The following is a 26,135-nucleotide window of genomic DNA, read 5'->3' on the forward strand; positions in this document are numbered from 1 at the left end:
ACAATGGCAACACGTAAAGACCTAGCTAATGCAATTCGTGCGTTATCTATGGATGCAGTGCAAAAAGCTAACTCAGGCCACCCAGGTGCGCCTATGGGCATGGCTGAAATCGCAGAAGTATTGTGGAATCACCACTTGCGTCACAATCCAACAAATCCAAACTGGGCTGATCGTGACCGCTTTGTGCTCTCTAACGGCCACGGTTCAATGTTGATCTACTCATTGTTGCATCTAACAGGCTACGACTTGCCTATGGATGAAATCAAAACATTCCGTCAATTGCACTCAAAATGTGCTGGTCACCCAGAGTACAGCTACGCGCCAGGCATTGAAACAACAACAGGTCCATTAGGTCAAGGTATCACCAACGCAGTTGGTTTTGCAATGGCAGAAAAACTATTGGCTGACCAATTCAACAAACCAGGTCACGACATCGTTGACCACTACACATACTGCTTCTTAGGTGACGGCTGTATGATGGAAGGTGTATCTCACGAAGCTTGTGCTTTGGCTGGTACATGGGGCTTAGGCAAATTGGTTGCTTTCTGGGATGACAACGGTATTTCTATCGATGGTCACATTGAAGGCTGGTACACAGACGACACAGCTAAACGCTTTGAAGCTTACGGCTGGCACGTTCAATCAGTAGATGGTCACGATTCTGCAGCTATCGACGCAGCTGTTAAAGCGGCTAAAGCAGTAACAGACAAACCATCATTGATCTGCTGTAAAACTATCATCGGCATGGGTTCACCAAACAAATCTGGTTCACATGACTGCCACGGCTCTGCATTAGGTTTAGAAGAAGTTGCTGCTACTCGCGCTAACATCGGCTGGCCACATGAGCCATTTGTTATTCCTGCTGACGTTTACGCTGGTTGGGATCAAAAAGCTAAAGGCGCTTCAACTGAAGCTGCTTGGAACGAAAAATTTGCTGCATACGCTGCTGCATTCCCAGCTGAAGCTGCAGAGTTCAAACGCCGTATGGCAGGCGACTTGCCAGCTAACTGGAAACAAGCAACTGATGCATTCATCGCTGCTACAAACGAAAAAGCTGAAGGCGTTGCAACACGTAAAGCTTCACAAAATGCAATTACTGCACTAGCTCCGCTATTGCCAGAGTTCTTGGGCGGTTCTGCTGACTTGACAGGTTCTAACCTGACTGCAGCTGCAAGCTTCAAACACGTATCTGGTAAAGAGCCAGGTAACTACATCTCTTACGGTGTACGTGAGTTTGGTATGTTCGCAATCATGAACGGTATGGCATTGCACGGTGGTTTGATTCCATTCGGCGGTACATTCCACATGTTCTCTGACTACGCGAAGAGCGCATTACGTATGGCTGCATTGATGAAACAACGTACTATCGCTGTTTTATCACATGACTCTATCGGCCAAGGTGAAGATGGTCCTACTCACCAACCAATCGAAAACACATCAGGTTTACGTTACATTCCTAACATGGATGTATGGCGTCCTGCTGACTCAGTAGAAACTGCAATCGCTTGGGTTGCTGCTGTAGAACGTAAAAATGGTCCATCAAGCTTGGTGTTAAGCCGTCAAAACGTGCCTGGCATTAAACATGATGCTAAAGACTTTGACTTAATCCGTAAGGGTGGTTATGTGTTCTCAGACGTTGCTGGTAAAGCAGACGTTATCATCATCGCTAACGGTTCAGAGTTAGACTTGGCTGTTAAAGCTGCTGCTGAGTTGAATGCTGCTGGTACTAAAGTACGCGTGGTTTCAATGCCATCAACTAACGTGTTCGATCGTCAAGATCAAGCATACAAAGACAGCGTATTAACAGCTGGTGTTAAACGTGTTGCAGTAGAAGCTGCTCACCCAGACTTCTGGCGTAAATATGTTGGTTTAGAAGGTGCTGTAGTTGGTATCGCTACATTCGGCGAATCAGCTCCTGGTGGTGTATTGATGAAGCACTTTGGCTTCACAGTTGAAAACGTAGTTGCAACTGTTAAATCGGTGCTTTAATACACTAGTACTGACCAAGCCAAATCAGTTTTTAAGTTTGGTCAGTTAGTTTTTAAAAGGCACCTCAAGTTTGGGGTGCCTTAATTTTTTATAGAGCTGGTGTTTTTGTAGCGGATGTCTAGCTTTAAGCGGTAGATGAATTTAAGCTATGTATGCTTTAACTGGCTTGCAGTTAATTGAAAATATTTAGGAATTATCATGGCAATTCGAGTGGCAATTAATGGTTATGGTCGTATTGGACGCATGGTATTGCGTTCTTTATATGAATCCGGTCGCAAAGATATTGAAATTATCGCGATCAACAGTTCAGGCGGGGATGCGGAAGAGAATGCCCATCTGACACGTTATGACAGTGCACATGGTAGATTCCCATTTGATGTCGGTGTTGATGGTGATGACATGATTATCAATAGCCATAAAATCAAAACATTTTCAACGCGTAATCCAGCTGAGCTGCCATGGCGTGATTTAGGTATTGATGTGGTGCTAGAGTGTACAGGCGCATTTAATAGTAAAGCAAAAGCACAAGCACATATTGATGCGGGTGCAAAAAAGGTATTACTATCAGCGCCAGGCGATAAAGATGTTGATGCAACCGTTGTATACGGCGTGAACCATGATGTGATTAAAGCAAGCCATACTGTAGTGTCTAATGCTTCATGCACAACCAACGGCCTTGCGCCAATGGTAAAACCTTTGAACGACAAAATTGGTATCGTGAATGGCTTGATGAATACGATCCACTCTTTCACTAACGACCAAGTATTAACTGACGCGCACCATAAGGACATGCGTCGTGCGCGTTCTGCCACTGCCTCGCTGATTCCAACCAAAACCGGTGCGGCTGCGGCTGTGGGGTTAGTGTTGCCAGAGTTAAATGGCAAGTTAGATGGTTTTGCGATTCGCGTACCAACCATTAACGTGTCGATTGTAGATTTAACGTTTACGCCATCACGCCCTACTACCAAAGAAGAAATTAACCACATCATGCACGAAGCGGCTAACAGCGGTGCACTGAAAGGTATCTTGTCTTACAACGAGGCACCATTGGTTTCTATTGATTACAACCACACTAGTTTTTCATCCAACTTTGATGCGACTTTAACCAAAGTGACTAAGGACGGCATGCTGGTTAAAGTGTGTGCGTGGTATGACAATGAGTGGGGCTTCAGCTGCCGTATGTTAGATAACGTAGTTGCTATGATGGCTGCTGAATAAGGTCAAAATTATTACTTGGGCGCATTACGGCGTTGCGCGGTACTCAACCCCTCGCCGTAGTATAAGTACTGTCCTCGATGTACTTTCTTGGTTTTTGCGTTCCGTGCGCCTTGTACTGCACCCCAAGTATTTAATTTTGATAATGATGTTTAGATACGAAAGTAGATAAAAATGAACGTTATTAAAATGACAGATCTGGATTTAAACGGCAAACGTGTATTAATCCGCGCCGACCTTAACGTACCAGTAGCTGATGGTAAAGTGACTTCTGATGCGCGTATTACTGCTTCAATGGCAACGATAGAGTTTGCCATGAAAGCTGGCGCAAAAGTAATGGTGACATCGCATCTGGGTCGTCCTGAAGAAGGCGTTTACTCAGCAGAAAACTCATTACAACCAGTGGTAGATGTCATCTCGGCAAAGTTGGCAAAACCTGTACGCCTGATTAAAGATTGGGTAGACGGCGGTTTTGATGTGGCTGCGGGCGAACTGGTAGTGCTTGAAAACTGTCGCTTTAACAAAGGCGAGAAGAAAAGTAACGATGAATTGTCACAAAAATATGCGAAGCTATGCGATATTTTTGTGATGGATGCTTTCGGCACGGCACATCGTGCTGAAGCCAGCACACATGGTGTTGCAAAGTTTGCTCCAGTGGCAGCAGCAGGCATACTGTTAGTAAATGAGCTAGAAGCGCTGACTAAAGCTTTGTTGAGCCCAGCGCGTCCAATGGTGGCAATTGTTGGCGGCAGCAAAGTTTCCACTAAGCTGACTGTGCTTGAGAGTTTGTCTGAAAAAGTAGATCAGATGGTTGTTGGCGGTGGTATTGCTAATACCTTCTTAAAAGCCTCTGGTTTTGAGGTTGGTAAATCGTTGTGTGAGGATGATTTAGTGCCGGTAGCACGCACCTTAATGGACAAAATGTCCCAAAGAGGCGCAGCTGTGCCAGTTGCAGTAGATGTCGTCTGTGCCAAAAAATTTGATGCAAATGAGCCAGCAGTCAAGAAAGACGTGGCTGATGTGGCAACAGATGATATGATTTTTGATATTGGCGCGAAATCTGCTAATGAATTAGCAGAGATCATTAAAAACGCAGGCACCGTGGTGTGGAATGGCCCAGTGGGTGTGTTTGAGTTTGATCAGTTTGGTGAAGGTACTAAAACTATTGCGCATGCCATTGCAAACACAAATGCATTTACATTAGCTGGTGGCGGTGACACGATTGCTGCTATTCAAAAGTATGGTATTGAAAGTAAAGTAGATTATATTTCAACTGCGGGTGGAGCTTTCTTGGAGTTTTTAGAAGGTAAAAAATTGCCAGCAGTGGAGATTTTAGAATTACGTGCTAAAAGTTAACTAGCTCTAACCTTTAGTGCTAAAAAAGTAAGACTTTAAAAATGGGGCTAGTAGCCCCATTTTTATTTTGCGAGCGTTATTTTTTTGAGAAATTAAGGTAATAGTTTGACACTACGTAAAACAAAGATTGTAGCGACATTAGGCCCATCATCTAGTAGCGATGAGATGCTGGCACGCATGATCACTGCCGGGGTCAATGTTGTACGCTTAAACTTTTCACATGGTAATGCGGAAGAGCACATTAAACGTGCCGAAATCGTGCGTAATATTGCCGTTAAATTAGGTCGCCCCGTTGGTGTGTTATGCGACCTGCAAGGCCCAAAAATCCGGATTGGCAGATTCGAGCTAGGCAAAATCACGCTCAAGACGGGCGATATCTTTATCTTGGATGCAGATTGTGAGTTAGGTGACCAATATCACGTTGGTTTAGATTACAAAGCGCTGCCGCAAGAGGTGGTGGAAAATGCCATATTGTTGCTGGATGATGGCCGCATTACGATGCAGATTAACCGTGTGAAAGGCAACCAGATTCATTGCGTAGTGCTAAGTGGTGGCGTGTTATCTAATAATAAAGGGATTAACTTACAAGGCGGTGGCTTGTCTGCCGATGCGTTAACCAAAAAAGACCGAGAAGATATTAAAACTGCTGTGGCGCTTGATGCCGATTACATTGCAATTTCATTTCCTAAATCTGCATTGGATGTTGAGTTGGCAAGAACGCTGGTGCGCAAGGCTGGCGGCGCCGCAAGTATTGTCGCAAAAATTGAGCGTGCAGAGGCCATTGCAGATTTAGAAGCAATTATTGATGCTTCAGATGCCATCATGGTGGCGCGTGGTGATTTAGGGGTTGAAGTCGGCGACGCGGCAGTACCTGGTCTGCAAAAGCGCATGATACGCATGGCGCGCGCACAAAATAAGCTGGTGATTACCGCAACGCAGATGATGGAGTCCATGATTACCAGCCCCATTCCAACTCGGGCGGAAGTTTCTGATGTTGCCAATGCAGTGCTGGATGGTACCGATGCGGTGATGTTGTCCGCAGAGACTGCATCGGGGCAATATCCGCTAGAAACGGTAGAGGCAGTGCATCGCGTAGCCCTTGAGGCTGAGAAAGAGTACTTTAGCCAACACCATGTACAAAAGCTTGATCAGGTGTTTATTAAAACCGATGAGGCGCTAGCCGCCGCCGCTATTTATACGGCGCAGCACCTGAAAGTAAAGGCGATTGCCGCGTTGACACAATCCGGAAACGCTGCGCAATGGCTATCACGTGCGGATGCCGAGGTGCCGATTTATGCCTTGTCGCCAGACAAATATGCACGCAGAAAGCTTACTTTGCATCGTGGCGTATACCCTTACCCAATTGAGCAGGCCGGCAAAAATCGAGATGAAATCATCATGGAGATGGAGCAGGTATTGCTCAGGCAGCGCGTCGTGAATATGGGTGACCTTGTGTTGCTAACTTTCGGTGAACCGATAGGCCACCCTGGCGGCACCAATACGCTCAAAATCATTAAAATTGGCGAAAATCGCAAAGATTAAGGCCTGCTTAATTTATCACGCTGGCAGCTTGCAACATTTGTGTTGGCTGTCAGCGCTAGCTTAATGGTTATTCCAATATTTTTTTGCTGGATCCCGCAATTTAAATTCATCAGAATTAAACTACGTTTATAATATCCGCTCAGGTTAATTTACCCATTTATATAGTCATCATCACTCATGAATAATCCACTATTAGAAACCAGCATTCAAAGTTTAAAACGTATCCATCAAGGTAAGGTGCGTGATATTTATGATATCGACGCCAACACAATGTTGCTGGTGAGTACAGACAGATTATCTGCATTTGATGTGATTTTGCCTACCGGTATTGCCAATAAAGGAGCCATGCTGACGCAGATGGCTAACTTCTGGTTTGAGCAATTAAAAGATGTCGTGCCTAATCATTTAACCGGTATAGAGCCAACCAGCGTGGTGACTGACCCAGTAGAAAAAGCACAGTTAGCCAATCGTGCCGTGGTGGTTAAAAAACTAAAGGCATTGCCGATTGAGGCGATAGTACGTGGCTACTTGGTTGGTAGCGGCTGGAAAGAGTACAAAGCCAAAGGTACGGTGTGTGATATCCCGCTGCCAGCTGGCCTGCAAGAGGCATCCAAGCTGCCAGCACCTTTGTTTACGCCATCTAGCAAAGCGGCCGTGGGTGAGCATGATGAAAATATCAGCTTGGCGCAATGTGCAGCACTGATAGGTGAAGAGATGGCTGCGCAAGTGGCAAAAGCTGCTATTGCTTTGTACACGCAGGCTGCGGAGTATGCACTTACACGTGGCATTATCATTGCTGATACTAAGTTTGAATTTGGATTGGATGAAAACGGTGTATTGCATGTGATGGATGAGGTGTTGACCCCGGATTCTTCGCGCTTCTGGCCTGCAGAAAGTTATGTGGTAGGTAAAAACCCGCCTAGCTACGATAAACAATACGTACGTGATTGGTTAGAAGCAAGCGGCTGGGATAAAACGCCGCCAGCACCTGCGCTGCCAGCTGATGTTGCCAGCAAAACCAGCGAAAAATACATGGAAGCGTTTGAGCGTTTAACCGGGCAGCCATTGACGCTTAAATAGGTGATTACTTTTAGCCAATGACTTTATTTTAACGTGTTAAAAAAACTTAAATCACTGGCTAAACAGCTCAAGCAAGAGCTAGCCGTCTATCGTTTAGTACTAAAGCATCCACAAACCCCGTGGCTGGCAAAATGCCTGCTGTGGCTGGCTGTGGGTTATTTACTGTTGCCATTTGATTTAATTCCTGACTTTATTCCAATTTTAGGGCAACTCGATGAACTCGTGATTATTCCCGCTTTGTTGTACTTTGCCTTGTTATTAATTCCACCCAGTGTGTTGCAAACCTGCCGAGAGCAAGTGTAGCTAGGGATCGTAGCAACAGAGATTTAAGCACCAATACACTTTGTTACGACTTTTTTCTGTGCGTTTATTGCGGGCTTGCTATAATTGCGCCTACAAAATTCATTAGTAGTATTTATATTTAGGAATAGACCATGTCATTAAACCAAGTGCCAACCGGTAAAGATGTCCCTAACGATTTCAATGTGATTATTGAGATTCCAATGCAGGGTGACCCAGTAAAATATGAAGTAGATAAAGAGAGCGGCGCAATCTTTGTTGATCGCTTCATGGGTACTGCAATGCAATACCCAACCAACTATGGTTACGTGCCACACACATTATCAGATGATGGCGACCCTGTTGATGTGTTGGTAATGACGCCAGTGCCGTTGATTCCTGGTGTAGTGGTACGTTGCCGTCCACTAGGCGTGTTGTTGATGGAAGATGAAGCCGGTATGGATGCAAAAGTGTTGGCAGTACCTGTAGACAAAGTTTGTGGTTTATATGGTCATTTGAAAGCACATACCGATGTTTCAGAATGGCGCTTGAACATGATTGCCCACTTCTTTGAGCATTACAAAGATTTAGATAAAGGCAAATGGGTTAAGATTAACGGCTGGGGCGATATCGAACAAGCTAAACAAGAAATCTTAAACAGTGTAGAGAATTACAATAATGCACAAGTTAAACCAGCGTTCTAATTAACGTAGGTTTAAACAAATTAAAAAAGGCAGCTTACGCTGCCTTTTTTGCATTCAAGCACTGGTTAATTTTGTTGATATTAAGAAGCTAAGCCGTCACCACACCAAATAGTTCACCAATGCTTGCTGTGGCAGCCATCGCGATTACACCCCAAAATGCGACGCGTGCCACGCCTACCATAATATTGGCACCGCCCGCCTGTGCTGCAAGCCCGCCTAGTATCGCCAAGAAAGCTAGGGATGAGGTGCCTACATAAAGCGCAGTATCAGTGGCAGGCGCAAAATAAGTGACCAACAGTGGTAACGATGCGCCGACTGCAAAGGTTGCGGCAGAGGCTAGCGCGGCTTGCATCGGGCGCGCGTTCATGGTTTCGGTAATGCCAAGCTCATCTCTGGCGTGAGCGCCTAGGGCATCATGATGGGTAAGTTGCACGGCTACCTGATGCGCTAACTCTGGGGTTAAGCCGCGGCTGATATAAATGCCGGTGAGTTCTTTTAGTTCGCTTTCGTGGTCGCTGGCTAACTCTAAGCGCTCACGCGCTAGGTCTGCTGATTCGGTATCAGCTTGTGAGCTGACAGAAACGTATTCACCTGCCGCCATCGACATTGACCCAGAAACTAAACAAGCGATTCCGGTGATGAGTATGCTGCTGCTAGATACGCCAGCTGAGGCAACGCCTATGATTAAGCTGGCGGTGGAGATAATACCGTCATTCGCCCCTAGTACCGCAGCGCGCAGCCATCCGATGCGATGTGAGCGGTGGAATTCGGAGTGTCGCATAGGGGCTCTTTATTTAAAGTTAAACGTAATCATGATTGTATAACGTAAGTCGGACAATTTTAAAATTGCGGCTTTTATATCAATAGCAGCAAGCGTGCGTTGGCCCAGCCAATAAAAAAGGCGGCCTTAGCCGCCCTCTGTGTGCGTTGCTGATTAAAGTAAAGGCACAATCAGCAATGCCACGATATTGATAATTTTAATCAACGGGTTCACGGCAGGACCAGCCGTATCCTTGTATGGGTCACCAACCGTATCACCGGTCACTGCAGCCTTATGCGCATCAGAACCTTTACCGCCATGATTGCCGTCTTCAATATATTTTTTGGCATTATCCCAAGCGCCACCACCAGTACACATGGAGATTGCAACAAACAAACCGGTCACGATAGTCCCCATAAGTAGGCCACCAAGTGCAACTGGCCCAAGCGTCAAGCCTACGATCACCGGCACAGCCACAGGTAAGAGTGAAGGTATCATCATTTCCTTGATGGCAGCTGTAGTCAGCATGTCTACCGCTTTACCGTATTCTGGTTTTGCCGTGCCTTCCATAATACCTTTAATATCACGGAATTGGCGGCGCACCTCTTCCACCACTGCGCCGGCGGCACGGCCTACTGCCTCCATTGCCATGGCTGCAAACAGGAACGGAATCAAGCCGCCAATAAATAAACCAATAATCACCATTGGGTCACTTAAATCAAACTTGACCGCAATACCTGCACCTTCCAGTTTGTGCGTGTAGTCAGCAAATAGCACTAACGCAGCTAAACCAGCGGAGCCAATGGCATAGCCTTTAGTCACGGCTTTAGTCGTGTTGCCTACCGCGTCCAATGGGTCGGTTACATCACGTACGCTACTAGGTAATTCTGCCATTTCCGCAATGCCGCCAGCGTTATCGGTAATGGGGCCATAGGCATCTAGTGCAACCACTATGCCTGCCATGCTGAGCATTGCCGTAGCCGCAATTGCAACGCCATATAAGCCCGCTAAATGGAATGAGGTATAGATGGCGATACATACCGAGATGACAGGCAGTGCAGTAGATTTCATTGAAATGCCAATGCCAGCAATAATGTTGGTGGCGTGGCCAGTAGTAGAGGCTTGCGCTACGTGCCTCACCGGCGCGTAATCGGTGCCGGTGTAGTATTCCGTAATCCACACCAAAGCGGCTGTTAGCACTAAGCCAACCGCACATGCGCCAAATAGTTGGTTGGTGGAGATAGCTAAATCACCAGCAGTAAGGCCATTCGGGAACATTTTGGTGGTGACAAAATAAAATGCAATCAGTGAAAGTACGCCAGCTACCGCCAAGCCTTTATACAGCGCTGGCATCACGTTTTTCATACCAGGTGAGGCTTTGACAAAAAAGCAGCCAACTATAGACGCTACAATCGAAACTGCGCCTAACATTAGTGGGTAAATTACGCCATTGGCGCCAGCGTTGGTGAGTAATAGGCTGCCTAGTACCATGGTGGCAATCAAGGTTACTGCATAGGTTTCGAACAAGTCAGCCGCCATGCCTGCACAGTCACCCACATTATCACCTACGTTATCGGCAATCACCGCGGGGTTCCGCGGGTCATCCTCCGGGATGCCAGCCTCAACTTTACCCACCAAATCAGCGCCAACGTCGGCACCTTTAGTAAAAATACCGCCGCCTAAACGCGCAAAAATTGAGATAAGGGATGAGCCGAACGCCAAGCCGATTAATGGATTCAGGTTGGTGGCTGATTCACCACCTAAATAAGCATAAAAGCCCGTTACGCCTAATAAACCTAAGCCAACCACGAGCATGCCTGTGATCGCCCCGCCTTTAAATGCTACATCCAATGCGGGTGCAATGCCTTTGGTTGCGGCTTGGGCGGTGCGAACGTTTGCCTTCACTGAAACGTTCATGCCGATAAAGCCACATGCCCCAGATAGCACGGCACCTATTACAAAGCCAATAGCAGTGGTGGCATTCAGGAATATACCAATTAAAACGGCTAGGACGATACCAACGATGGTGATGGTTTTGTATTGACGGGCAAGATATGCAGCTGCCCCTTGTTGAATCGCACTGGCAATTTCCTGCATGCGAGCATTGCCAGCGGGTAAACCTGTAATCCACTTACTCATTACTGCGCCGTAAAGTACCGCTAATATCGCGGCGCCTATGGCAATCATTAGTTCGACTGACATGACTTCTCCCTATCTAAATTTTTATTAAAACTGCAAAATAAAACTCGTGTGAAACGAAACTAGGTACTAAATAAAATCAGGTGCTAAACATCTGTTGCAGATAAAGCTTAAGTTGAGGTTTAATGCTCCTTAAAATTTGTAAATAAATTGTAACATGACTTCATTATTGCACTATTAGGCTAGGTCAACAATAGCAGCGGTCGCTAACTGCCGATTGCATCGTGCCCGGTTACTTGTTTGCGTTTTTGAGTAGCCTGCTAAGTGAGTCGCCTAGAGTGGTGCCTGAGAGCTGCAGCTCTAGTTTTTGTAGCTGGCTAACCGCCTCTGAACTCAGTGATTTTGTGGATTTTGGTGTGGGTAGCGGGTTAGATTTTGCTTGCACTTTTATACGAATTGCAGTAACTTCGTACCCTTGCTTTTCTAGCTGAATCAATAAGCTAGGAATTAAAAGCTTAATTTTTGCAGCCACCGCGTTGTTGTTTGCATACACAGTAAACTGTTTGTTCTTGATGCTGCTGATGTGGCTATGATTCGCCAAGCCATCAGGTGCAATTTCCGCCCAAAGTTTTTGCGAAGTCTGTGCTTCTAGGGTGCGTTGATTGAGCTCGTTTAACTCAGGCTGCGTAAGTAATGTATTAAATCTTTGCATAGTGCTTGATTGCGCTTTTATAAGTTACTTGCAGGGATTAGGGGTAGTATGAATATCATTTTAGTCTCAAACAATATGGCAAAAGCCAAAACGCTTTCTATACTGCAAGTCAGTATGATCGTGTTTGCACTGGTGATGTTGCCAGTCCTGTTTATGCTTATGTTCATTGTGCCACAGGAGCCCTCTGCACAGAAGGGCGTAAAGTCACTGATTCCACATCATTTACGTTTTTCTTTCAATAACCCACAAAAACATCTGGATGCTTATGCAGTGCAGTTAGGTGAAATGCAGGCGCGTTTGATGCGCTTGGATGCGCAAAGCGAGCGTTTGGCCAAGCTGGCGGGTGATAAGAAAGCTGTGCGCAACAATAAAGTTGAGCCTAGCGTTAGCCCTAAACCCAATTACTCACCAACCTCCAGCCTTGATCCGGTACTCGCCAACCCAGTGAATGCATCAATCGGTGCCAATCAAGGTGGGCCATTAGTGCACAGTGCGCCGTTGTCTGAGGCTGAGCTGCAAACTAAGATTGCCGAATTAATGGAAAAAATTGAAGTTAAAACAGAATATTTAAGTGATATAGAAGCAAAGCTGCTGCAGCAAAGCGTATTAAAAAACACCTTGCCGAACAGTAGCCCGGTAGATGCCGCGTTTAACTCGTCTAGTTTTGGCTGGCGTTTAGACCCATTTAACGGCAGTAAAGCTTTTCATGAAGGTTTAGATTTTACCGCCGCAACCGGTACTGCGATTTACGCTGCCGCTGGCGGTATTGTATCAACGGCAGAGCAGACCCCTGATTATGGTAAAATCGTCAAGATTGACCATGGCTCTGGCTTAGAAACACGTTATGCCCATGCTTCCAAGTTGCTGGTGAGTGTGGGACAGCGTGTGGCAAAAGGGCAAATTATTGCCGAGGTGGGGAGCACCGGGCGTTCAACCGGGCCGCATTTGCATTATGAGATCCGGTTGAATGGTAACCCGTTAGACCCAAGAAAATATCTTAGTGCATCGCGCTAACTATTGAAATTATAAAAATAAACCCCACTTAATACCTTATGATTTATTACCTGTCAGGCATTTCGAGTTTACAATCTCACACTTAACTTCAATCTTTACTCAATTTAAAGTTGTTTATCCTCTAGCGGAAAGTATTTCATTTCATGATATCTACGTTGTTCAAAAAATTATTCGGTAGCCGTAACGATAGGCTGGTTAAGCAATATGCACAGAAAGTAGAGCAAATTAATGCATTAGAGCCTGCAATGCAGGCGTTGAGTGATGATGGCCTACGCGCGAAAACAGAGGAGTTTAAGCAACGTTTTGCCAATGGCGAATCTTTAGAAAAATTGCTGCCGGAAGCATTTGCCGTAGTGCGCGAAGGCGGCCGCCGTGCTTTAGGCATGCGCCACTTTGATGTGCAGCTTATCGGCGGTATGGTGCTGAATGCTGGCAAAATTTCCGAAATGCGTACTGGTGAAGGTAAAACCTTGGTGGCAACTTTGCCTACCTACTTGAATGCCATTACCGGTAAGGGTGTGCATGTCATTACCGTCAATGATTACCTTGCCAAGCGCGATGCGGAGTGGATGGGTAAGCTTTATAACTTTTTAGGTTTGTCGATTGGTATTAATTTATCGCAAATGCCTAATGAAGCTAAACGTGCGGCTTATGCAGCAGACATTACTTACGGTACCAATAACGAATTTGGTTTTGACTACCTGCGTGACAACATGGTCTACAGCCGTGAAGAGCGCGTACAACGTGGTCTGAGCTATGCATTGATCGATGAAGTCGATTCGATTTTAATTGACGAAGCACGTACCCCGCTGATTATTTCAGGTCAGGCGGATGACAGCGTAGCCCTATATACGCAAATCAATGAAGTGGCTGCGAAACTGATTCCACAAAAAGAGGAAGAGGGCGAAGGCGACTTCTGGGTGGATGAAAAAGCACAGAATGTAGTGATGTCTGAACAAGGCCATGAACATGCTGAGGCAATATTGGCAGAAGCTGGTTTGCTGGCTGAAGGCTCAAGTCTATATGAGGCGTCTAATATTACTTTAGTACACCATTTATATGCTTCGCTACGCGCACGCAACCTTTACCATCGCGATCAGCACTATGTAGTGCGTGATGGCGAAATCGTGATTGTGGATGAGTTTACTGGCCGGATGATGGCAGGTCGCCGTTGGTCTGATGGCTTGCATCAAGCGGTTGAAGCGAAAGAAGGCGTTGAGATTCAAAAAGAAAACCAAACGCTGGCATCCATTACTTTCCAAAACTACTTCCGTATGTACAGCAAACTGTCTGGTATGACGGGTACGGCAGATACCGAGGCTTACGAATTTAACCAGATTTATGGCCTAGAAACCGTTGTGATCCCGACGCATCGCCCGATGCAACGTAAAGATGCAATGGATAAAGTCTATAGAACCTCACGCGAGAAATACGAGGCGGTGATTTTAGATATTAAAGATTGCCAAGGCCGTGGGCAGCCAGTGTTGGTCGGTACGACCTCAATTGAGAACTCAGAACTGATTTCTAAATTGCTCACTGAGGCAAAGTTAGAGCATCAGGTATTAAACGCGAAGCAGCATGAACGTGAAGCGCACATTATTGTGCAGGCAGGGCGTCCCGGTGTCATTACCATTGCTACTAACATGGCTGGCCGTGGTACCGACATTGTGTTGGGCGGTAATCCTGAGCCTGAAATCGCTGCAGTGCATGATGATGCATCATTGACTGATGCGCAAAAAGAAAGCCGCGTGGCTGAGATTAAAGCAGCCTGGCAGCAGGTGCATGATGCTGTGCTGGCAGCCGGTGGTTTACATATCGTAGGTACCGAGCGCCATGAGTCACGCCGTGTGGATAATCAGTTGCGTGGACGTTCAGGCCGTCAAGGTGATGTGGGTTCTAGCCGTTTCTATTTATCTTTAGAAGACCAATTGTTAAGAATTTTTGCTTCTGATCGCGTTTCAGCGATTATGGGCAAACTGAATATGCCGGATGGTGAGGCGATTGAGCACCCTTGGGTCACGCGTGCGATTGAAAATGCACAACGTAAGGTTGAAGGCCGTAACTTTGATATTCGTAAACAATTATTAGAGTTTGATGATGTGTCGAATGACCAGCGTAAAGTGATTTACGAGCAACGCAATGAGTTGCTGGAAGCTGCGGATGTTGGTGAAACGATTAAAGCCATGCGTGAAGACGTGATTGTGACCATGGTGGCTACGCATATTCCGCCTGATAGCGTGGAAGAGTTGTGGGATGTGCCAGCGCTAGAGCGTGAGTTGAAAGCTGATCTTGGTTTAGAGATCGGTTTACAAAAAATGCTGGAAGATAACCCTGACCTACACGAAGAAACATTGCGTGAGCGTATACTTGCCGCGGCAAGCGAGGCTTATCAGGCAAAAGAAGATTTGGCTAGCCCAGATATCTTGCGTCAGTTTGAGCGCTCAGTAATGCTGCAAAGCTTAGATAACCACTGGCGTGAACATTTGGCTGCATTAGACCATCTGCGCCAAGGGATTCATTTACGCTCTTATGCACAGAAAAATCCTAAACAGGAATATAAGCGTGAGGCATTTGAGCTGTTTGAGGGCTTGCTCAACACCATTAAAACTGAAGTCACTAAAGTGACCATGTTGGTACAAGTAAAAACTGAGGCGGATGTTGAAGCGGTAGAAAAACCAGTCGAAGTTGAAAATGTGCAATACCAGCATGCAGATTATGCAGAAGCACTGGCTGGTGATGTTTCTGAAGATACCGAAGCAAATGTGGCAGCACAGCAGCCTATGGTACGTGATGGCGCTAAAGTAGGCCGTAATGACCTATGCCCATGTGGATCAGGTAAAAAATATAAGCAGTGCCATGGCGTATTAAGCTAAGCGTATATTAAGCTCAAACATGGTGTATTAAGTTAAGAATAGGGTTAGCAATGTCAGACAATACAGTAGAAGTACAATCCCCCTGTATCGGGGTTTGTAGCATTGATGAAACAACAGGCTTTTGCCATGGTTGTTATCGTACCATCCCAGAAATTAGAGGCTGGTGGGATATGCAGCCAGCTGAGCAGCAGAACCTGTTATCTGTGTTAGAAACGCGTCAGAGCGAGACTGTTAGTTTCGATTAAGTAAGGTATAGGGTGTTCGGCAGTAGTCGATGATTATCCTTTTGATATTACTGCGGTGCTGTGCCAAGGATAATTCCCTGATTTTTCAAGTCTAGTAAGACCCCTAATCCAAATTGCATAATGATTTGTGGTTGGGGGTGTTTTAATTCCTCTGCAAGCATGGTCAGTGCTTGCTCCGCAGTCAATTCTCCAGCTTTTAATAGCGTAATTAGTTTAAATGTCATCGGGTTTAGCTCGATAAATTTAATCTTGTCGTTTGCGTCACGGTGCACTAACAGGTACGTGGGTTCTATGCCCCTAGGTTTATGTTTAGGAGAGATTTTGTGCACGGCGTAGTCATAAGTGAGTAGCTGCATTGCTTGTGTAAATGCCAAGGGATGGAGCGCCAAATCACCATGCACGTCGGCTTCTTGACGGTCGAGTGCCGGCAATGTGCTGAGATAAAGCTCTATCCATTCATAGTGGCATAGCGCTTGCAGATAAGGTGGCAATGCCAGATTGGTGTGCTGTAAAAAGGCTAAGAATTCTTCTGGAATTTTGCGGAACAGTGGCGTATCTGCCGAATGGTCTTTTAAAAAAGTGCGTACCAATTTAAGCCAGGCAGCTTTACCTATGGTTTTACGCGCGACCGGAAAGCATGCGGATACAGACTCAAGCAGGTTGTTAAATACAATTTCGTCATAAACCGCCATGCGCTCAGGCGCAACACCCAGAGGAATAGGCTGGTTGTGCGCATCGCGTATGCGTGCTGTAAACGCTAGTTGATATTGTTGGAAGCTGAGTAGCTGGCTCGACATGATTATTTAGCTAATTCAAATCATCAGCGGTGTGAGTGTATTTGCATTGTCTTTGCTGCTACGCGGAATTGCTTGGCGTTGCAGGTCGGCGATTTTGTCTACTTCTTGCATGAGTGTGTCTAACTTTGGAATATTGCTGTCGCGCTCTAGTAAGGTGGGAAACACGCCAAATAAGTCGTAGGCGTCTTTCAGGAGTGCCCAAACCGGGTCGATGACATTCTCTCCGTGCGTATCAATGAGTAAATCTGGTGATTGTTGATAATGCCCGGCGATATGGCTGTAAATAATGCGTTCATGCGGTATGCCACGCAAGAATGCGAATGGGTCAAAGTTAAAGTTTACGCTGTTGACGTATATGTTGTTGATATCCAGATGTAACAGGCAATCCGCCTCGCTCAGCACTGCGTTAAGAAAGGCCAGTTCGCTCATTTCAGAGATGGGCGCAGCTGCATAAAATGAGGCGTTCTCTATCCCGATGCGTCTGCCCAGTATGTCTTGGGTTTGACGAATGCGCTTTGCCACATAGTGTACTGCCTCTTCGGTAAAGGGGATAGGTAACAGGTCATATAAATAGCCTTGCTTACCTTTGTAGCCATCTGTGCAATAGCTTAAATGTTCAGTGTAGATATCGATGTCATAGTGGTTTATGAACTGCTTAACCTGATGCAAGAAGTCAGTATTTAGCGGGCTAATGCCGCCCAGTGATAAGCAAAGGCCATGACATACGATAGGGTAGCGCGCCGCAAACCAATCTAGCTGTTTGCTTGCCTTACTGCCCGCGTCAATCCAATTTTCTGGGGCTATTTCAACAAACTGGATGTTAGAAATTAATGTTTGGTTGTCGAGCGACTGAATCTGGGGTATCAGCTCTCGCTTCAACCCCAGACCAGCACCATGAATTTGACTACGATTAATCAACGGACTCATCATGCGCTATATCAATCTGCTGGTGCTTATTTTTTCTCGCCGCCGCATGAGCCTTCTTTGGCTTTCTCACCGCCACAAGTGCCTTCTTTAGTTTTTTCTGCACTGCTGGTTTTGCTGGTACCGCATTTTGCATCTTTCATTTTCATTTCTTTGGCTTTTTCAGCGGTACCACACTTACCTGTGCCACATTTACCGTCAGCCGACTTTGCATCGTGTGCATCTGCTACTTGGTAGCCACTAGCAAGGGTTTTTAATGCAAATGGATTTTCTGCTGCATTCACTGTGGTTGCCGCCACTGAAAGTGCTAATGCGCCACCAATAGCAAGAGAAAGAGTTTTTTGTGTTTTGTTCATTGTCGTTTCCTTTAATTAAAAGAGTTACCACTGATTACAACTAATAAAAGTTACTGAGATTGCTGGTCAGACTCTATCTGATCAATAATTCTCGCCTTTGCAGCTAATGGGAGCGTAATAGCACTATTGTTTTCCATATTGGTTCTTATGTTCTGCAGTGCTACGCGCAGTAGATTCAATTGTTTTTTGAATCGGCTACATGCATCGCAAATCATGAGATGCAGTTTTAGCTGCATAAGTTCAGACCAAGATAAAGGACGGTCTAGAGACTGCGAGATGAGTTTGCTGGCTTGTTTACAGGTCATCATATGTATCACCTAGCCTTTAACCCAGTTCATCTCTAAACATTTTCTTAACACCATCCTAGCTCTATACAACATTACCCAAGCATTGGTCGGTGTAATATCAAGTTCCTTACAAATATTTTCATTCTCCATTTCATGTACGTCCCTTAACATAAAAATGGCTTTGAGTTTCTTAGGTAGTTTTTGCATGCAGGTGTCTAGTACACTTAAAAACTGGCTTTGTTCTAGCGCATGGTCTGGCATGTCAAAAGATTGCGGCTTATCCAGCCAATGGCCGGTTTTGTCAAAAAAGTCGTCCATACTTTCTTCGCCAGCATCTAAATCAATGAGGTCTGATATCGGCTGTTCGCGGATTAGCTTGCGTTGCATATCCACTACTTTATGTTTGAGTATACCCGTGAGCCAGGTGCGTACTGATGAGTCACCTGCAAAGCTGTTGTGCTTAATTGCAGCGAGCATGGTTTCTTGTACTGCGTCTTCTGCCTGATGCGTATCTTTTAAGCGTGCTAGCGCAAAGCGATATAGGTAATCACCATGTTCATTCAGCCAATCGTTAACATTGCTGTGCATATTAAGCCGCTACTCTTTGTTGTAATAGGCTCAGATAATGTGCAGAGTCTAGTGGTGTGTTGTTGCGCTGTGATTGCCATATGGTTTCGGCGAGGCAATCTAAAATATCGTGTTGTGCGAGGTGTTGGTCTTGATGTTTTTGTTTGAGCTGTTCGTAAATGCCATGGATACCAATGGGTTGGTTGATGGCTATTTGCTCAATCACGGATAAATGCAAGCTTAAGTGCAGAAACGGATTGGTCTCGCCCATTTCTGGAAAGTACTGCTGCTGCATATAACGCTCTGGCGCATCTAGTATGGCGTGATATTCGGGGTGCATTTGCATCACCTCTACTGCAATTTTCTCTAAATCTGAGAGCTGGGCGTGTTGTTTAAATTTTGCCCACGCGTCAAATAAAAACTGTCTGGCTTGGTCGCGGCTGGGGTTATATAAACTCATAAAATACCTATTGCGCTATAACGCTGAAAATAATGAAAGAACGGTAGAGTAAGGTAGCAGCTGATTCTGCCCATTGATACAGGCAATTTCACCGTTACCATAAAAGCCTAATAATGGCATGTTTGGGAAGCGCTTGGTCACGACTTTTAAGTCTAGGTCTTCACCATCGTAGAGGTACGGCCCTCGCCCTAAGCATGAAAATAATAAGCCAAAGTCTGGGTTGCTGCCTAGCTTTGTGGCTAGCGTATCTGCGGCTATCGACATGTCAGCTTGGGCGCTGTTTGCATCACGCAGTGCCCAGCTTAAATACTGTCCCACGGGTAAAGAATGAGCGAGTGTGACGCTACCGTCTGCTTCGTCGCAGCTGATAATCGTTGTTTGATGATAATTACCTTGCAGAATAGCCTCTGTACTCTCGCCATATACCGCCATGATTAAATGTAGCGGCAAGGGCTCCGGTGCCTTGTGGTCGTTATCCCAAGCTTTTTGTAAGGATCTAAGTGCTTTATGTTTGCCTAGCTGCTGTAGATTAAACTGTTGGCTGGCTTGTATCGGCTTTGGGGTGCTAAGCAAGCTTAAGCCATGTGCGGCCTGAGTTGCCATCTTTACCCCGGAGATAAACATCTCGATATGTCCTGTGACATCACCTTTTGCATTTTGCCATACCGAGAACGGCCCTTGCCCGGTAACGTCACCAGAGATACCGCCATAGCGGGTGTCGTGGTCGAGCCATGTACTGTTAATTGCACTGGGTGCGGCGATGGTCAAAAGTGGCTGCTGGTCATGGTTGTGGCGGGCTAGTTCTAGCCTGATATCACCGCCAAACACCATGGCTGCAGCTGCTGGCGTGTCTAACACCCAGTCCTCTTCCGTAAAAATGCCAGTTGCTGAGCAGCCCGTCACCTGTGTGCAAGACGCGGCCTTGGCTGCAGCTTTAATGGCGGCTTGCGGATTGCTGGCGAACTCTGAAGTTAGTAACAGCAACACTGCGTTGGCACTGGCGATTCCAGCTTTGTGCATGGCATTGGTGACCGCTTGCGCAGCTAGTGCTGGCAGGGCTTGGCGTCCTAATACAATGCTGGTGGCGACTTTCATTTGGTTGCGGCGGCAGCGCTAGGTGGCAGGTAGTATTCTTTTGCCTGATATTCACATAGGTCTTCTATGCAGCATTCTGCGCACTTAGGTTTACGTGCCGTACACACATAGCGCCCGTGTAAAATAAGCAGGTGATGCGCATCCTGCATAAACTCTGCCGGAATGGTTTTAATGTATTTCTTTTCTACATCTAGCACGGTTTTGCCAGTAGCAAGCTTGATGCGGTTGCCCAGTCTGAATAAATGCGTATCCACGGCGATGGTAGGTTCACCAAACGCTGTATTTAACACCACGTTGGCAGTTTTTCGGCCAACGCCCGGCAACGCCTCTAATGCGCTGCGCGAGTGCGGTACTTGCGATTGGTGTTTTTGTATCAGTATTTGGCAGGTAGCTAACACATTTTTGGCTTTAGAGTGGTACAAGCCTATGGTTTTAATGTAGTGCTCTAAATTCTCCAGCCCCAATGCCAAAATGCTTTCAGGGGTGTTGGCGATAGGGAAAAGCTTGTCGGTTGCCAGATTGACACTTTTATCCGTGGCTTGTGCTGACAGCATTACAGCAATCAGTAGCTCAAAAGTAGTGCTGTAATTTAGTTCTGTGGCTGGATTAGGGATGGCTAACTTTAAGCGTTTAAATATTTCTAAGCGTTTTTCTGCATTCATAAGGCGTGATTGACAGGTTAAGGGTGGAGCGCTGGTTGCAGTGCCGATGTGGCTGTATGCTCGTCAGCTGATTTTGCTTTGTTTCTAATATCCATCCAGTTGCGTGCCGCAATCAGCATGCCTAAGCCTAGAAACGCGCCTGGTGGCAACACCGCCAATAAGAAGCCGTGGTAATCCGGGATGATAGTGAGTACAAACTGTTTGGCTGCGGGTCCAAATACTAGGTCTAGGCCTGAGAATAAGGTACCTTTACCGACAAGCTCGCGCATGCCACCTAGCAAGCCTAATACTAAGGTTAACCCTATGCCCATCATAAACCCGTCCAGAATGGATGGTATCGGCGCATTTTTAGCGGCAAATGACTCTACGCGCGCGAGTACAATGCAGTTCACCACAATTAACGGGATAAAAATACCTAAAACCTTGTGTAGCGGGTGCGCAAACGCATTGATAGACAAATCAATCACGGTGACCAATGCTGCAATCACCAAAATAAATACAGGTACGCGAATCTCGTTGGGGACATATTTACGCACGGGGGAAATGGTGCCATTCGCTGCCGCCATCACCAATACTGTTGCCAAGCCAAGGCTTACCCCGTTGACGACGCTAGTGGTAACGGCCAGCGTTGGGCACAAGCCCAATAGTTGCACTACGCCCGGGTTTTGCTTCCAAATCCCATTGAGGGTGATTTCTTTATAGATGCTCATGTCGCGTCCTTACTTTGTGGCGCTTTATCTGCAGTTTTGTTTTCTAATAACAAGGGCTTGTTTTCATCAAAAAACTGTAATGCCTTAGCTACCGCTTTTACGACTGCACGTGGTGTAATTGTAGCACCAGCCATGTACTCGAACTTACCGCCATCTTTAATCACCGCCCAATCTTTGGCAACGGTTTTAGTTAAAGATTCATTGCTAAACTGTGTGATCCAGGCATTGCGTTCAATTTCTATGTAATCACCCAGCCCCGGTGTTTCTTTGTGGGCAAGCACGCGCACGCCGCTGATAGAGCCATCTGCACGGATAGCAAGCAGCAGCTTAATGTCACCAGCATAGCCATCGTGTGCAATCGCTTCCAGAATGACGCCCACAGTTTCATCCCCTAATTTGGCAATATTGGCTTTGCTGGGTACACGGTTACCCAGTAATGGATTAGGCGGGATAGTGAGTTCTGTTTTCAGTAAATCATTGTTATAAGTGTCGTGCGGCAATATCTGCGAAAACAGAGCGAGGCGTGCCTCAGCTTCACTTGCCTCAATCGGCGCGCGCGTGATGATGAATATATAAGCAAGTATGGCCGTACCCACTAGCGCAAATGCAGTGAGCGTGCCTGCTGTTTTAATGGCGTGTTTAATAATAGTTTCTGACATTGTCTTGCCTACTTATATGGTTTAGCGCTTATGTCCAAATACACGTGGTTGGGTATGCGCATCAATCAATGGTACGCACATGTTCATGATTAATACCGCAAATGCAACGCCATCTGGATAGCCGCCATATACGCGAATTAAATAAGTGAGCACACCTGCACCGGCGGCAAAGTATAGTTTGCCTTTAGGCGTGGTAGGGCCACTGACCGGGTCTGTAATAATAAAAAACGCGCATAGCATGGATGCACCAGCCATTAAGTGCAGGCTTGGGCCTGCAAATTGGCTAGGTTCAATCAAATTAAATATAAAGGAAATTAACCCTAGTGCGGCAATAAATGCAGTGGGTAAATGCCAGGAGATAATACGCTGCTGCAATAGATATAGGCCACCGAGCAAATAAGCTGCGGTAACCATCTCCCCACCCTTAGCGCCAAAGTGACCAAAAATAGGTGCCTGTGAAATGGCTTCTACTTCTAGTTGCAGCATGCGCTGTGTTTTTAGGTAGTCTAGCGGTGTTGCTGAGGTGACTGCATCTAGTGGTACGCCAGTGGGTAATACATTGCCGAGAATTAATCTAAATTGTTCAGTCCATCCTAATGGTGTTGTTGCCAACGCTAGTGGCGCTGGCCATTTGGTCATGATTACCGGAAAGGAAATCAATAGCACAGCGTAGCCAACCATGGCTGGGTTAAACGGGTTATAGCCTAGGCCACCATAGAGTTGCTTGGCAATTGCAATCGCAAACAGCGTGCCCACCACCACCAGCCACCATGGCGCGAGCGGCGGTAGTGCTAGTGCCAATAGCCATGCCGTGACCACGGCACTCAGGTCTGCGAGGCTGGGGGCAATAGGTCGTTGTCTAATTTTTAAAATAGCCGCTTCGGTGATTAGTGCGGTAATTGTGGCGAGTGCGAGCGAGAGCAAAATGCCTGCGCCATAAACCCATGCGTAAGCCACGATGCCCGGCACCAGCGCAAGCAATACTTTGAGCATAATCATGCTTACGCTAGGTGCGTCAGTGATGTAAGGTGAACGGTTCAATCGTCATATCCTAATGGCAATAGAGTGAGTTAATCATTAATCAGGTACTTTATTTTTAACCATTTGCTGTGCTTTAGTGCGTATGGCTTCAATTTCATCGATCTCCGCTTTGACCTTAGCACTCAGGTTTTCTGTATTTTTAGGGGCATCGCCAGTTTGTTCTGCCGCTAGCTTTTGCGCCTTGGCTCGTTCAATTGCCGCAGCAATCAGTGCTTTTTTATCTGTTTTGGCTTGTGCCTCATTGGCTGCCGTGGTCGTGGCGTCTAGCATTGTCTCGGCTGCACTAGGCTCAGTTTTATGTGCTGATGATTCATCTTGCGCGGGCTGCTCGGAGCTATTTTTTGCCGCATTGCTGCTGGCCGCAGCTAGTTTTAGTGCTTTTGCTCGCTCTATAGCTGCTGCAATTGCAGCTTTTTTCGCTTCAACAGCATCTGGATTGCTAGTGGCTTTTTCTGCTTCAGCTAGCTCGGGTTTAGGTTCATTGGATTTAGCGCTGGCTGCCCGTTCCGCATGTTTTTGCGCCCGTTCCAGTTTTTCGCGTTCGATGCGTGCAAGCCTAAAGTCATTGCGTTCACGTGCCAAATCGGCTGCTTCTTGTGCTTTGTCGAGCGCAATAATCTCACTTTTTGCGTAGCGATAATATTGCACGAGCGGGATGTTGCTGGGGCAAACGTAAGTGCAGCAGCCACATTCGATACAATCAAATAAATTGTAATCACGGGCCTTTTCAAAGTTGTCAGATTTGGCAAACCAATACAGCTCTTGCGGCTGTAAATTCACTGGGCATGCGTCCGCGCAGCGTGTGCAGCGTATGCATGGTTGTGCTGGGGGCGGTGGTGCAAACAAGGCCGGGCTAGCGGCTATAATGCAATTAGCGGCTTTGGTCACAGGTACGTCTAGGCTGGGTAAGTCAAAACCCATCATCGGGCCACCCATTACAAAGTGGGTGGTGTCTGGTTTGGCACCGCCAGCAGCAGCCATCAGTAATGGCATGGGTGTGCCCAACAAAACTTCAAAGTTCTGCGGTGAGGCAACATTGCCGGTCACTGTCACTATGCGGCTTACGCTAGGCTCGCCGAAAGTGAAATAGCGATAAATCGCGAGTACGGTGGCTACGTTAAATACTTGAATGCCAACCTCGGTTGCGCGTTTATGATGCGGCACTTCTACGCCAAGGAGTAAATGAATGAGCCGGCGCGCATCGCCACTGGGGTAGAGCGTAGGCACCGTAGTGACAGATGCGTTAGCTAATGCTTGGCTGGCAGTCGTCATGGCATGGTTGGCCTCCGGCTTGTTATCTTCAATACCGATGGCTACCTTAGCTGCCCCCAGTAAATGCTGGGCGATGGCTACTCCTTTGATGATTTCGTCTGCACGTTCGCGCATGAGCATGTCATCACATGTGATGTAAGGCTCGCACTCCGCTGCATTAATAATTAGGGTATGGATAGCGGATGATCCATCTTTACGCAGTTTAATGTGTGTGGGGAATGTCGCGCCGCCTAGCCCCACGATGCCCGATGTGCGTAAGCTGCTAATCAGTTCACTGTGCGCTGTGTTTTTCCAGTCTATCGGTGTTAATGGTTTCCATTGGTCTTTACCATCTGGTGTCAGGATCACGCACATGTCAGGCAAGCCGGAAGGGTGCGGAATCACCGCCTCTTCAATAGCGGTAATGGTGCCGGAAGTCGGCGCATGGATGGCAGCGGATACCGTGCCCTCCGCCTCGGCAAGCATCTCCCCTTTTAATACGTAATCGCCTACTTTGACTTTCAATTTCGGAATGTAGCCAACATGTTGACGTAGGGGTAGGGTCAGCGTCTCCGGAATCGGCAGTTGTGCAATCGGGCGGGTGGTTGACTCATATTTGTGGCCATCTGGATGTACGCCACCATGAAATTTATGTACGTCATTTGCCGTGTTTGTAGTGAGGTTTTTAATCAGCTTGCTGGCAAATTGAATAATGTTATTCATGAAGACACCTTGCCAGAATTTGCAGGCAATGCCTTGATGGGGAATACCGGATATTTCCACTTCCAGTTGTCAGGCGTTTCAGCCAGTGGCTCCATGCTAATGCAGTCTACCGGGCAGGGCGCCAAGCACAATTCGCAGCCTGTGCATTCTGAGGCGATAATTGTATGCATATGCTTAGCCGCACCTAAAATGGCGTCTACCGGGCACGCCTGTATGCATAAAGTACAGCCAATGCAAGTGGCTTCATCAATAAAGGCGACAGACTTTGGCTTGGGTAAACCGTGCTCCGCGTTGAGGGGTTTATACTCTACACCTAGTAAATCAGCCAACGCGTGCACGCCGGCATCGCCACCTGGTGGACATTGGTTGATATCGGCCTCACCATTGGCGATGGCTGTTGCGTAGGGTTTGCAGCCGGGGTAGCCACATTGGCCGCATTGTGTTTGCGGTAAGATGGCATCAATACGTGCCACCAGTGGGTCGCCCTCTACTTTAAAAAGTAATGCCGCAATGCCTAACAAAGCGCCCAGCACTAAGGCTAGCCCAAGCATGACGTAGATGGAGGTTAATAACATATCGCTTTTTGATTATTTTTAAATAAAGTGGCTAATATTTTAATAGTTGCTTATGTTGTTTAATGAAATTTGGCGGCACCCAAATCTTTAATACAATATTTTATTGTTGCTGAAGTTTTA

General features: G+C 46.6%; 26 protein-coding genes. 10 read left to right on the forward strand and 16 right to left on the reverse strand.

The window, feature by feature from the left end; genetic code table 11:
• Positions 1-3: 3 nt before the first annotated feature.
• From tkt to ppa, 7 genes are all read left to right on the forward strand, one after another.
• Complete coding sequence (gene tkt, locus ACSSU7_RS11345) at positions 4-1,989, forward strand: transketolase (protein ID WP_492516575.1); 1,986 nt, start codon at positions 4-6, stop codon at positions 1,987-1,989.
• A 198-nt stretch (positions 1,990-2,187) separates the two neighbouring features.
• A complete protein-coding gene (gene gap / locus ACSSU7_RS11350; RefSeq protein WP_492516576.1) occupies positions 2,188-3,207 on the forward strand; it encodes a type I glyceraldehyde-3-phosphate dehydrogenase in 1,020 nt (339 codons plus the stop codon).
• 171 nt (positions 3,208-3,378) lie between these two features.
• Entirely contained in the window at positions 3,379-4,560 is a 1,182-nt protein-coding gene (locus ACSSU7_RS11355) for a phosphoglycerate kinase (protein ID WP_492516577.1), read from the forward strand.
• A 105-nt stretch (positions 4,561-4,665) separates the two neighbouring features.
• Positions 4,666-6,102 carry a pyruvate kinase gene (pyk, locus tag ACSSU7_RS11360; protein ID WP_492516578.1) on the forward strand — a complete coding sequence of 479 codons (1,437 nt, stop codon included), beginning with the start codon at positions 4,666-4,668 and terminating at the stop codon, positions 6,100-6,102.
• Positions 6,103-6,279: 177 nt separating this feature from the next.
• Positions 6,280-7,182: a phosphoribosylaminoimidazolesuccinocarboxamide synthase gene (locus ACSSU7_RS11365; protein ID WP_492516579.1), complete on the forward strand. Its 903-nt coding sequence runs from the start codon at positions 6,280-6,282 to the stop codon at positions 7,180-7,182.
• 33 nt (positions 7,183-7,215) lie between these two features.
• On the forward strand, positions 7,216-7,485 hold the full coding sequence (locus ACSSU7_RS11370; RefSeq protein WP_492516580.1) for a YkvA family protein: 270 nt from the start codon (positions 7,216-7,218) through the stop codon (positions 7,483-7,485).
• Positions 7,486-7,616: 131 nt separating this feature from the next.
• A complete protein-coding gene (gene ppa / locus ACSSU7_RS11375) occupies positions 7,617-8,165 on the forward strand; it encodes an inorganic diphosphatase (RefSeq protein ID WP_492516581.1) in 549 nt (182 codons plus the stop codon).
• A gap of 88 nt (positions 8,166-8,253) precedes the next feature.
• Here ppa and ACSSU7_RS11380 read toward each other — a convergent pair whose 3' ends face one another.
• From ACSSU7_RS11380 to ACSSU7_RS11390, 3 genes are all read right to left on the reverse strand, one after another.
• The gene (locus ACSSU7_RS11380; protein ID WP_492516582.1) at positions 8,254-8,946 is read right to left on the reverse strand and encodes a VIT1/CCC1 transporter family protein; all 693 of its coding nucleotides are present in this window, start codon (positions 8,944-8,946) and stop codon (positions 8,254-8,256) included.
• Between the two features lie 153 nt (positions 8,947-9,099).
• Positions 9,100-11,127 carry a sodium-translocating pyrophosphatase gene (locus tag ACSSU7_RS11385; RefSeq protein WP_492516583.1) on the reverse strand — a complete coding sequence of 676 codons (2,028 nt, stop codon included), beginning with the start codon at positions 11,125-11,127 and terminating at the stop codon, positions 9,100-9,102.
• Between the two features lie 229 nt (positions 11,128-11,356).
• Positions 11,357-11,776, reverse strand: coding sequence for a DciA family protein (locus tag ACSSU7_RS11390; protein WP_492516584.1), 420 nt, complete (start codon positions 11,774-11,776; stop codon positions 11,357-11,359).
• Positions 11,777-11,824: 48 nt separating this feature from the next.
• Between ACSSU7_RS11390 and ACSSU7_RS11395 the strand changes: the two genes are divergently transcribed.
• The 3 genes from ACSSU7_RS11395 to ACSSU7_RS11405 all read left to right on the forward strand — a co-directional run bounded on the left by ACSSU7_RS11395 (position 11,825) and on the right by ACSSU7_RS11405 (position 15,908).
• Positions 11,825-12,790, forward strand: a complete 966-nt coding sequence (locus tag ACSSU7_RS11395) for a M23 family metallopeptidase (protein ID WP_492516585.1) — start codon at positions 11,825-11,827, stop codon at positions 12,788-12,790.
• A gap of 143 nt (positions 12,791-12,933) precedes the next feature.
• Positions 12,934-15,663, forward strand: coding sequence for a preprotein translocase subunit SecA (gene secA / locus ACSSU7_RS11400; protein ID WP_492516586.1), 2,730 nt, complete (start codon positions 12,934-12,936; stop codon positions 15,661-15,663).
• A gap of 50 nt (positions 15,664-15,713) precedes the next feature.
• Positions 15,714-15,908, forward strand: coding sequence for a DUF1289 domain-containing protein (locus tag ACSSU7_RS11405; RefSeq protein WP_492516587.1), 195 nt, complete (start codon positions 15,714-15,716; stop codon positions 15,906-15,908).
• 47 nt (positions 15,909-15,955) lie between these two features.
• Here the strand turns inward: ACSSU7_RS11405 and ACSSU7_RS11410 are convergent, their stop codons facing one another.
• Genes ACSSU7_RS11410 through rsxB form a run of 13 tightly spaced genes read right to left on the reverse strand, consistent with a single transcriptional unit; the run spans position 15,956 to position 26,015 of the window.
• Complete coding sequence (locus tag ACSSU7_RS11410; RefSeq protein ID WP_492516588.1) at positions 15,956-16,705, reverse strand: HvfC family RiPP maturation protein; 750 nt, start codon at positions 16,703-16,705, stop codon at positions 15,956-15,958.
• Positions 16,706-16,720: 15 nt separating this feature from the next.
• Positions 16,721-17,635 (reverse strand): HvfB family MNIO-type RiPP peptide maturase, encoded by a 915-nt coding sequence (locus tag ACSSU7_RS11415; RefSeq protein ID WP_492516589.1) that lies wholly within the window; start codon positions 17,633-17,635, stop codon positions 16,721-16,723.
• Positions 17,636-17,658: 23 nt separating this feature from the next.
• A complete protein-coding gene (locus ACSSU7_RS11420; RefSeq protein ID WP_492516590.1) occupies positions 17,659-17,985 on the reverse strand; it encodes an HvfA family oxazolone/thioamide-modified RiPP metallophore in 327 nt (108 codons plus the stop codon).
• A gap of 50 nt (positions 17,986-18,035) precedes the next feature.
• On the reverse strand, positions 18,036-18,293 hold the full coding sequence (locus tag ACSSU7_RS11425) for a zf-HC2 domain-containing protein (protein ID WP_492516591.1): 258 nt from the start codon (positions 18,291-18,293) through the stop codon (positions 18,036-18,038).
• Between the two features lie 9 nt (positions 18,294-18,302).
• Complete coding sequence (locus ACSSU7_RS11430) at positions 18,303-18,860, reverse strand: sigma-70 family RNA polymerase sigma factor (RefSeq protein WP_492516592.1); 558 nt, start codon at positions 18,858-18,860, stop codon at positions 18,303-18,305.
• A 1-nt stretch (position 18,861) separates the two neighbouring features.
• Positions 18,862-19,299: a DUF1841 family protein gene (locus tag ACSSU7_RS11435; RefSeq protein ID WP_492516593.1), complete on the reverse strand. Its 438-nt coding sequence runs from the start codon at positions 19,297-19,299 to the stop codon at positions 18,862-18,864.
• A gap of 15 nt (positions 19,300-19,314) precedes the next feature.
• Positions 19,315-20,394: an FIST C-terminal domain-containing protein gene (locus tag ACSSU7_RS11440; protein WP_492516594.1), complete on the reverse strand. Its 1,080-nt coding sequence runs from the start codon at positions 20,392-20,394 to the stop codon at positions 19,315-19,317.
• Positions 20,391-21,056, reverse strand: a complete 666-nt coding sequence (gene nth, locus ACSSU7_RS11445) for an endonuclease III (RefSeq protein ID WP_492516595.1) — start codon at positions 21,054-21,056, stop codon at positions 20,391-20,393. The genes ACSSU7_RS11440 and nth overlap by 4 nt, the downstream gene beginning before the upstream one ends.
• Before the next feature lie 17 nt (positions 21,057-21,073).
• Positions 21,074-21,766, reverse strand: a complete 693-nt coding sequence (locus tag ACSSU7_RS11450) for an electron transport complex subunit E (protein ID WP_492516596.1) — start codon at positions 21,764-21,766, stop codon at positions 21,074-21,076.
• Positions 21,763-22,425: an electron transport complex subunit RsxG gene (gene rsxG, locus ACSSU7_RS11455; protein ID WP_492516597.1), complete on the reverse strand. Its 663-nt coding sequence runs from the start codon at positions 22,423-22,425 to the stop codon at positions 21,763-21,765. The genes ACSSU7_RS11450 and rsxG overlap by 4 nt, the downstream gene beginning before the upstream one ends.
• A gap of 21 nt (positions 22,426-22,446) precedes the next feature.
• Positions 22,447-23,466, reverse strand: coding sequence for an electron transport complex subunit RsxD (rsxD, locus tag ACSSU7_RS11460; protein ID WP_492516598.1), 1,020 nt, complete (start codon positions 23,464-23,466; stop codon positions 22,447-22,449).
• Positions 23,467-23,502: 36 nt separating this feature from the next.
• Positions 23,503-25,440, reverse strand: coding sequence for an electron transport complex subunit RsxC (gene rsxC / locus ACSSU7_RS11465; RefSeq protein WP_492516599.1), 1,938 nt, complete (start codon positions 25,438-25,440; stop codon positions 23,503-23,505).
• Positions 25,437-26,015 carry an electron transport complex subunit RsxB gene (rsxB, locus tag ACSSU7_RS11470; protein ID WP_492516600.1) on the reverse strand — a complete coding sequence of 193 codons (579 nt, stop codon included), beginning with the start codon at positions 26,013-26,015 and terminating at the stop codon, positions 25,437-25,439. Before rsxB ends, rsxC begins: the two co-directional genes overlap by 4 nt.
• Positions 26,016-26,135: the final 120 nt, after the last annotated feature.

The organism is Methylotenera sp. E1MeOHC1, from assembly GCF_058745595.1.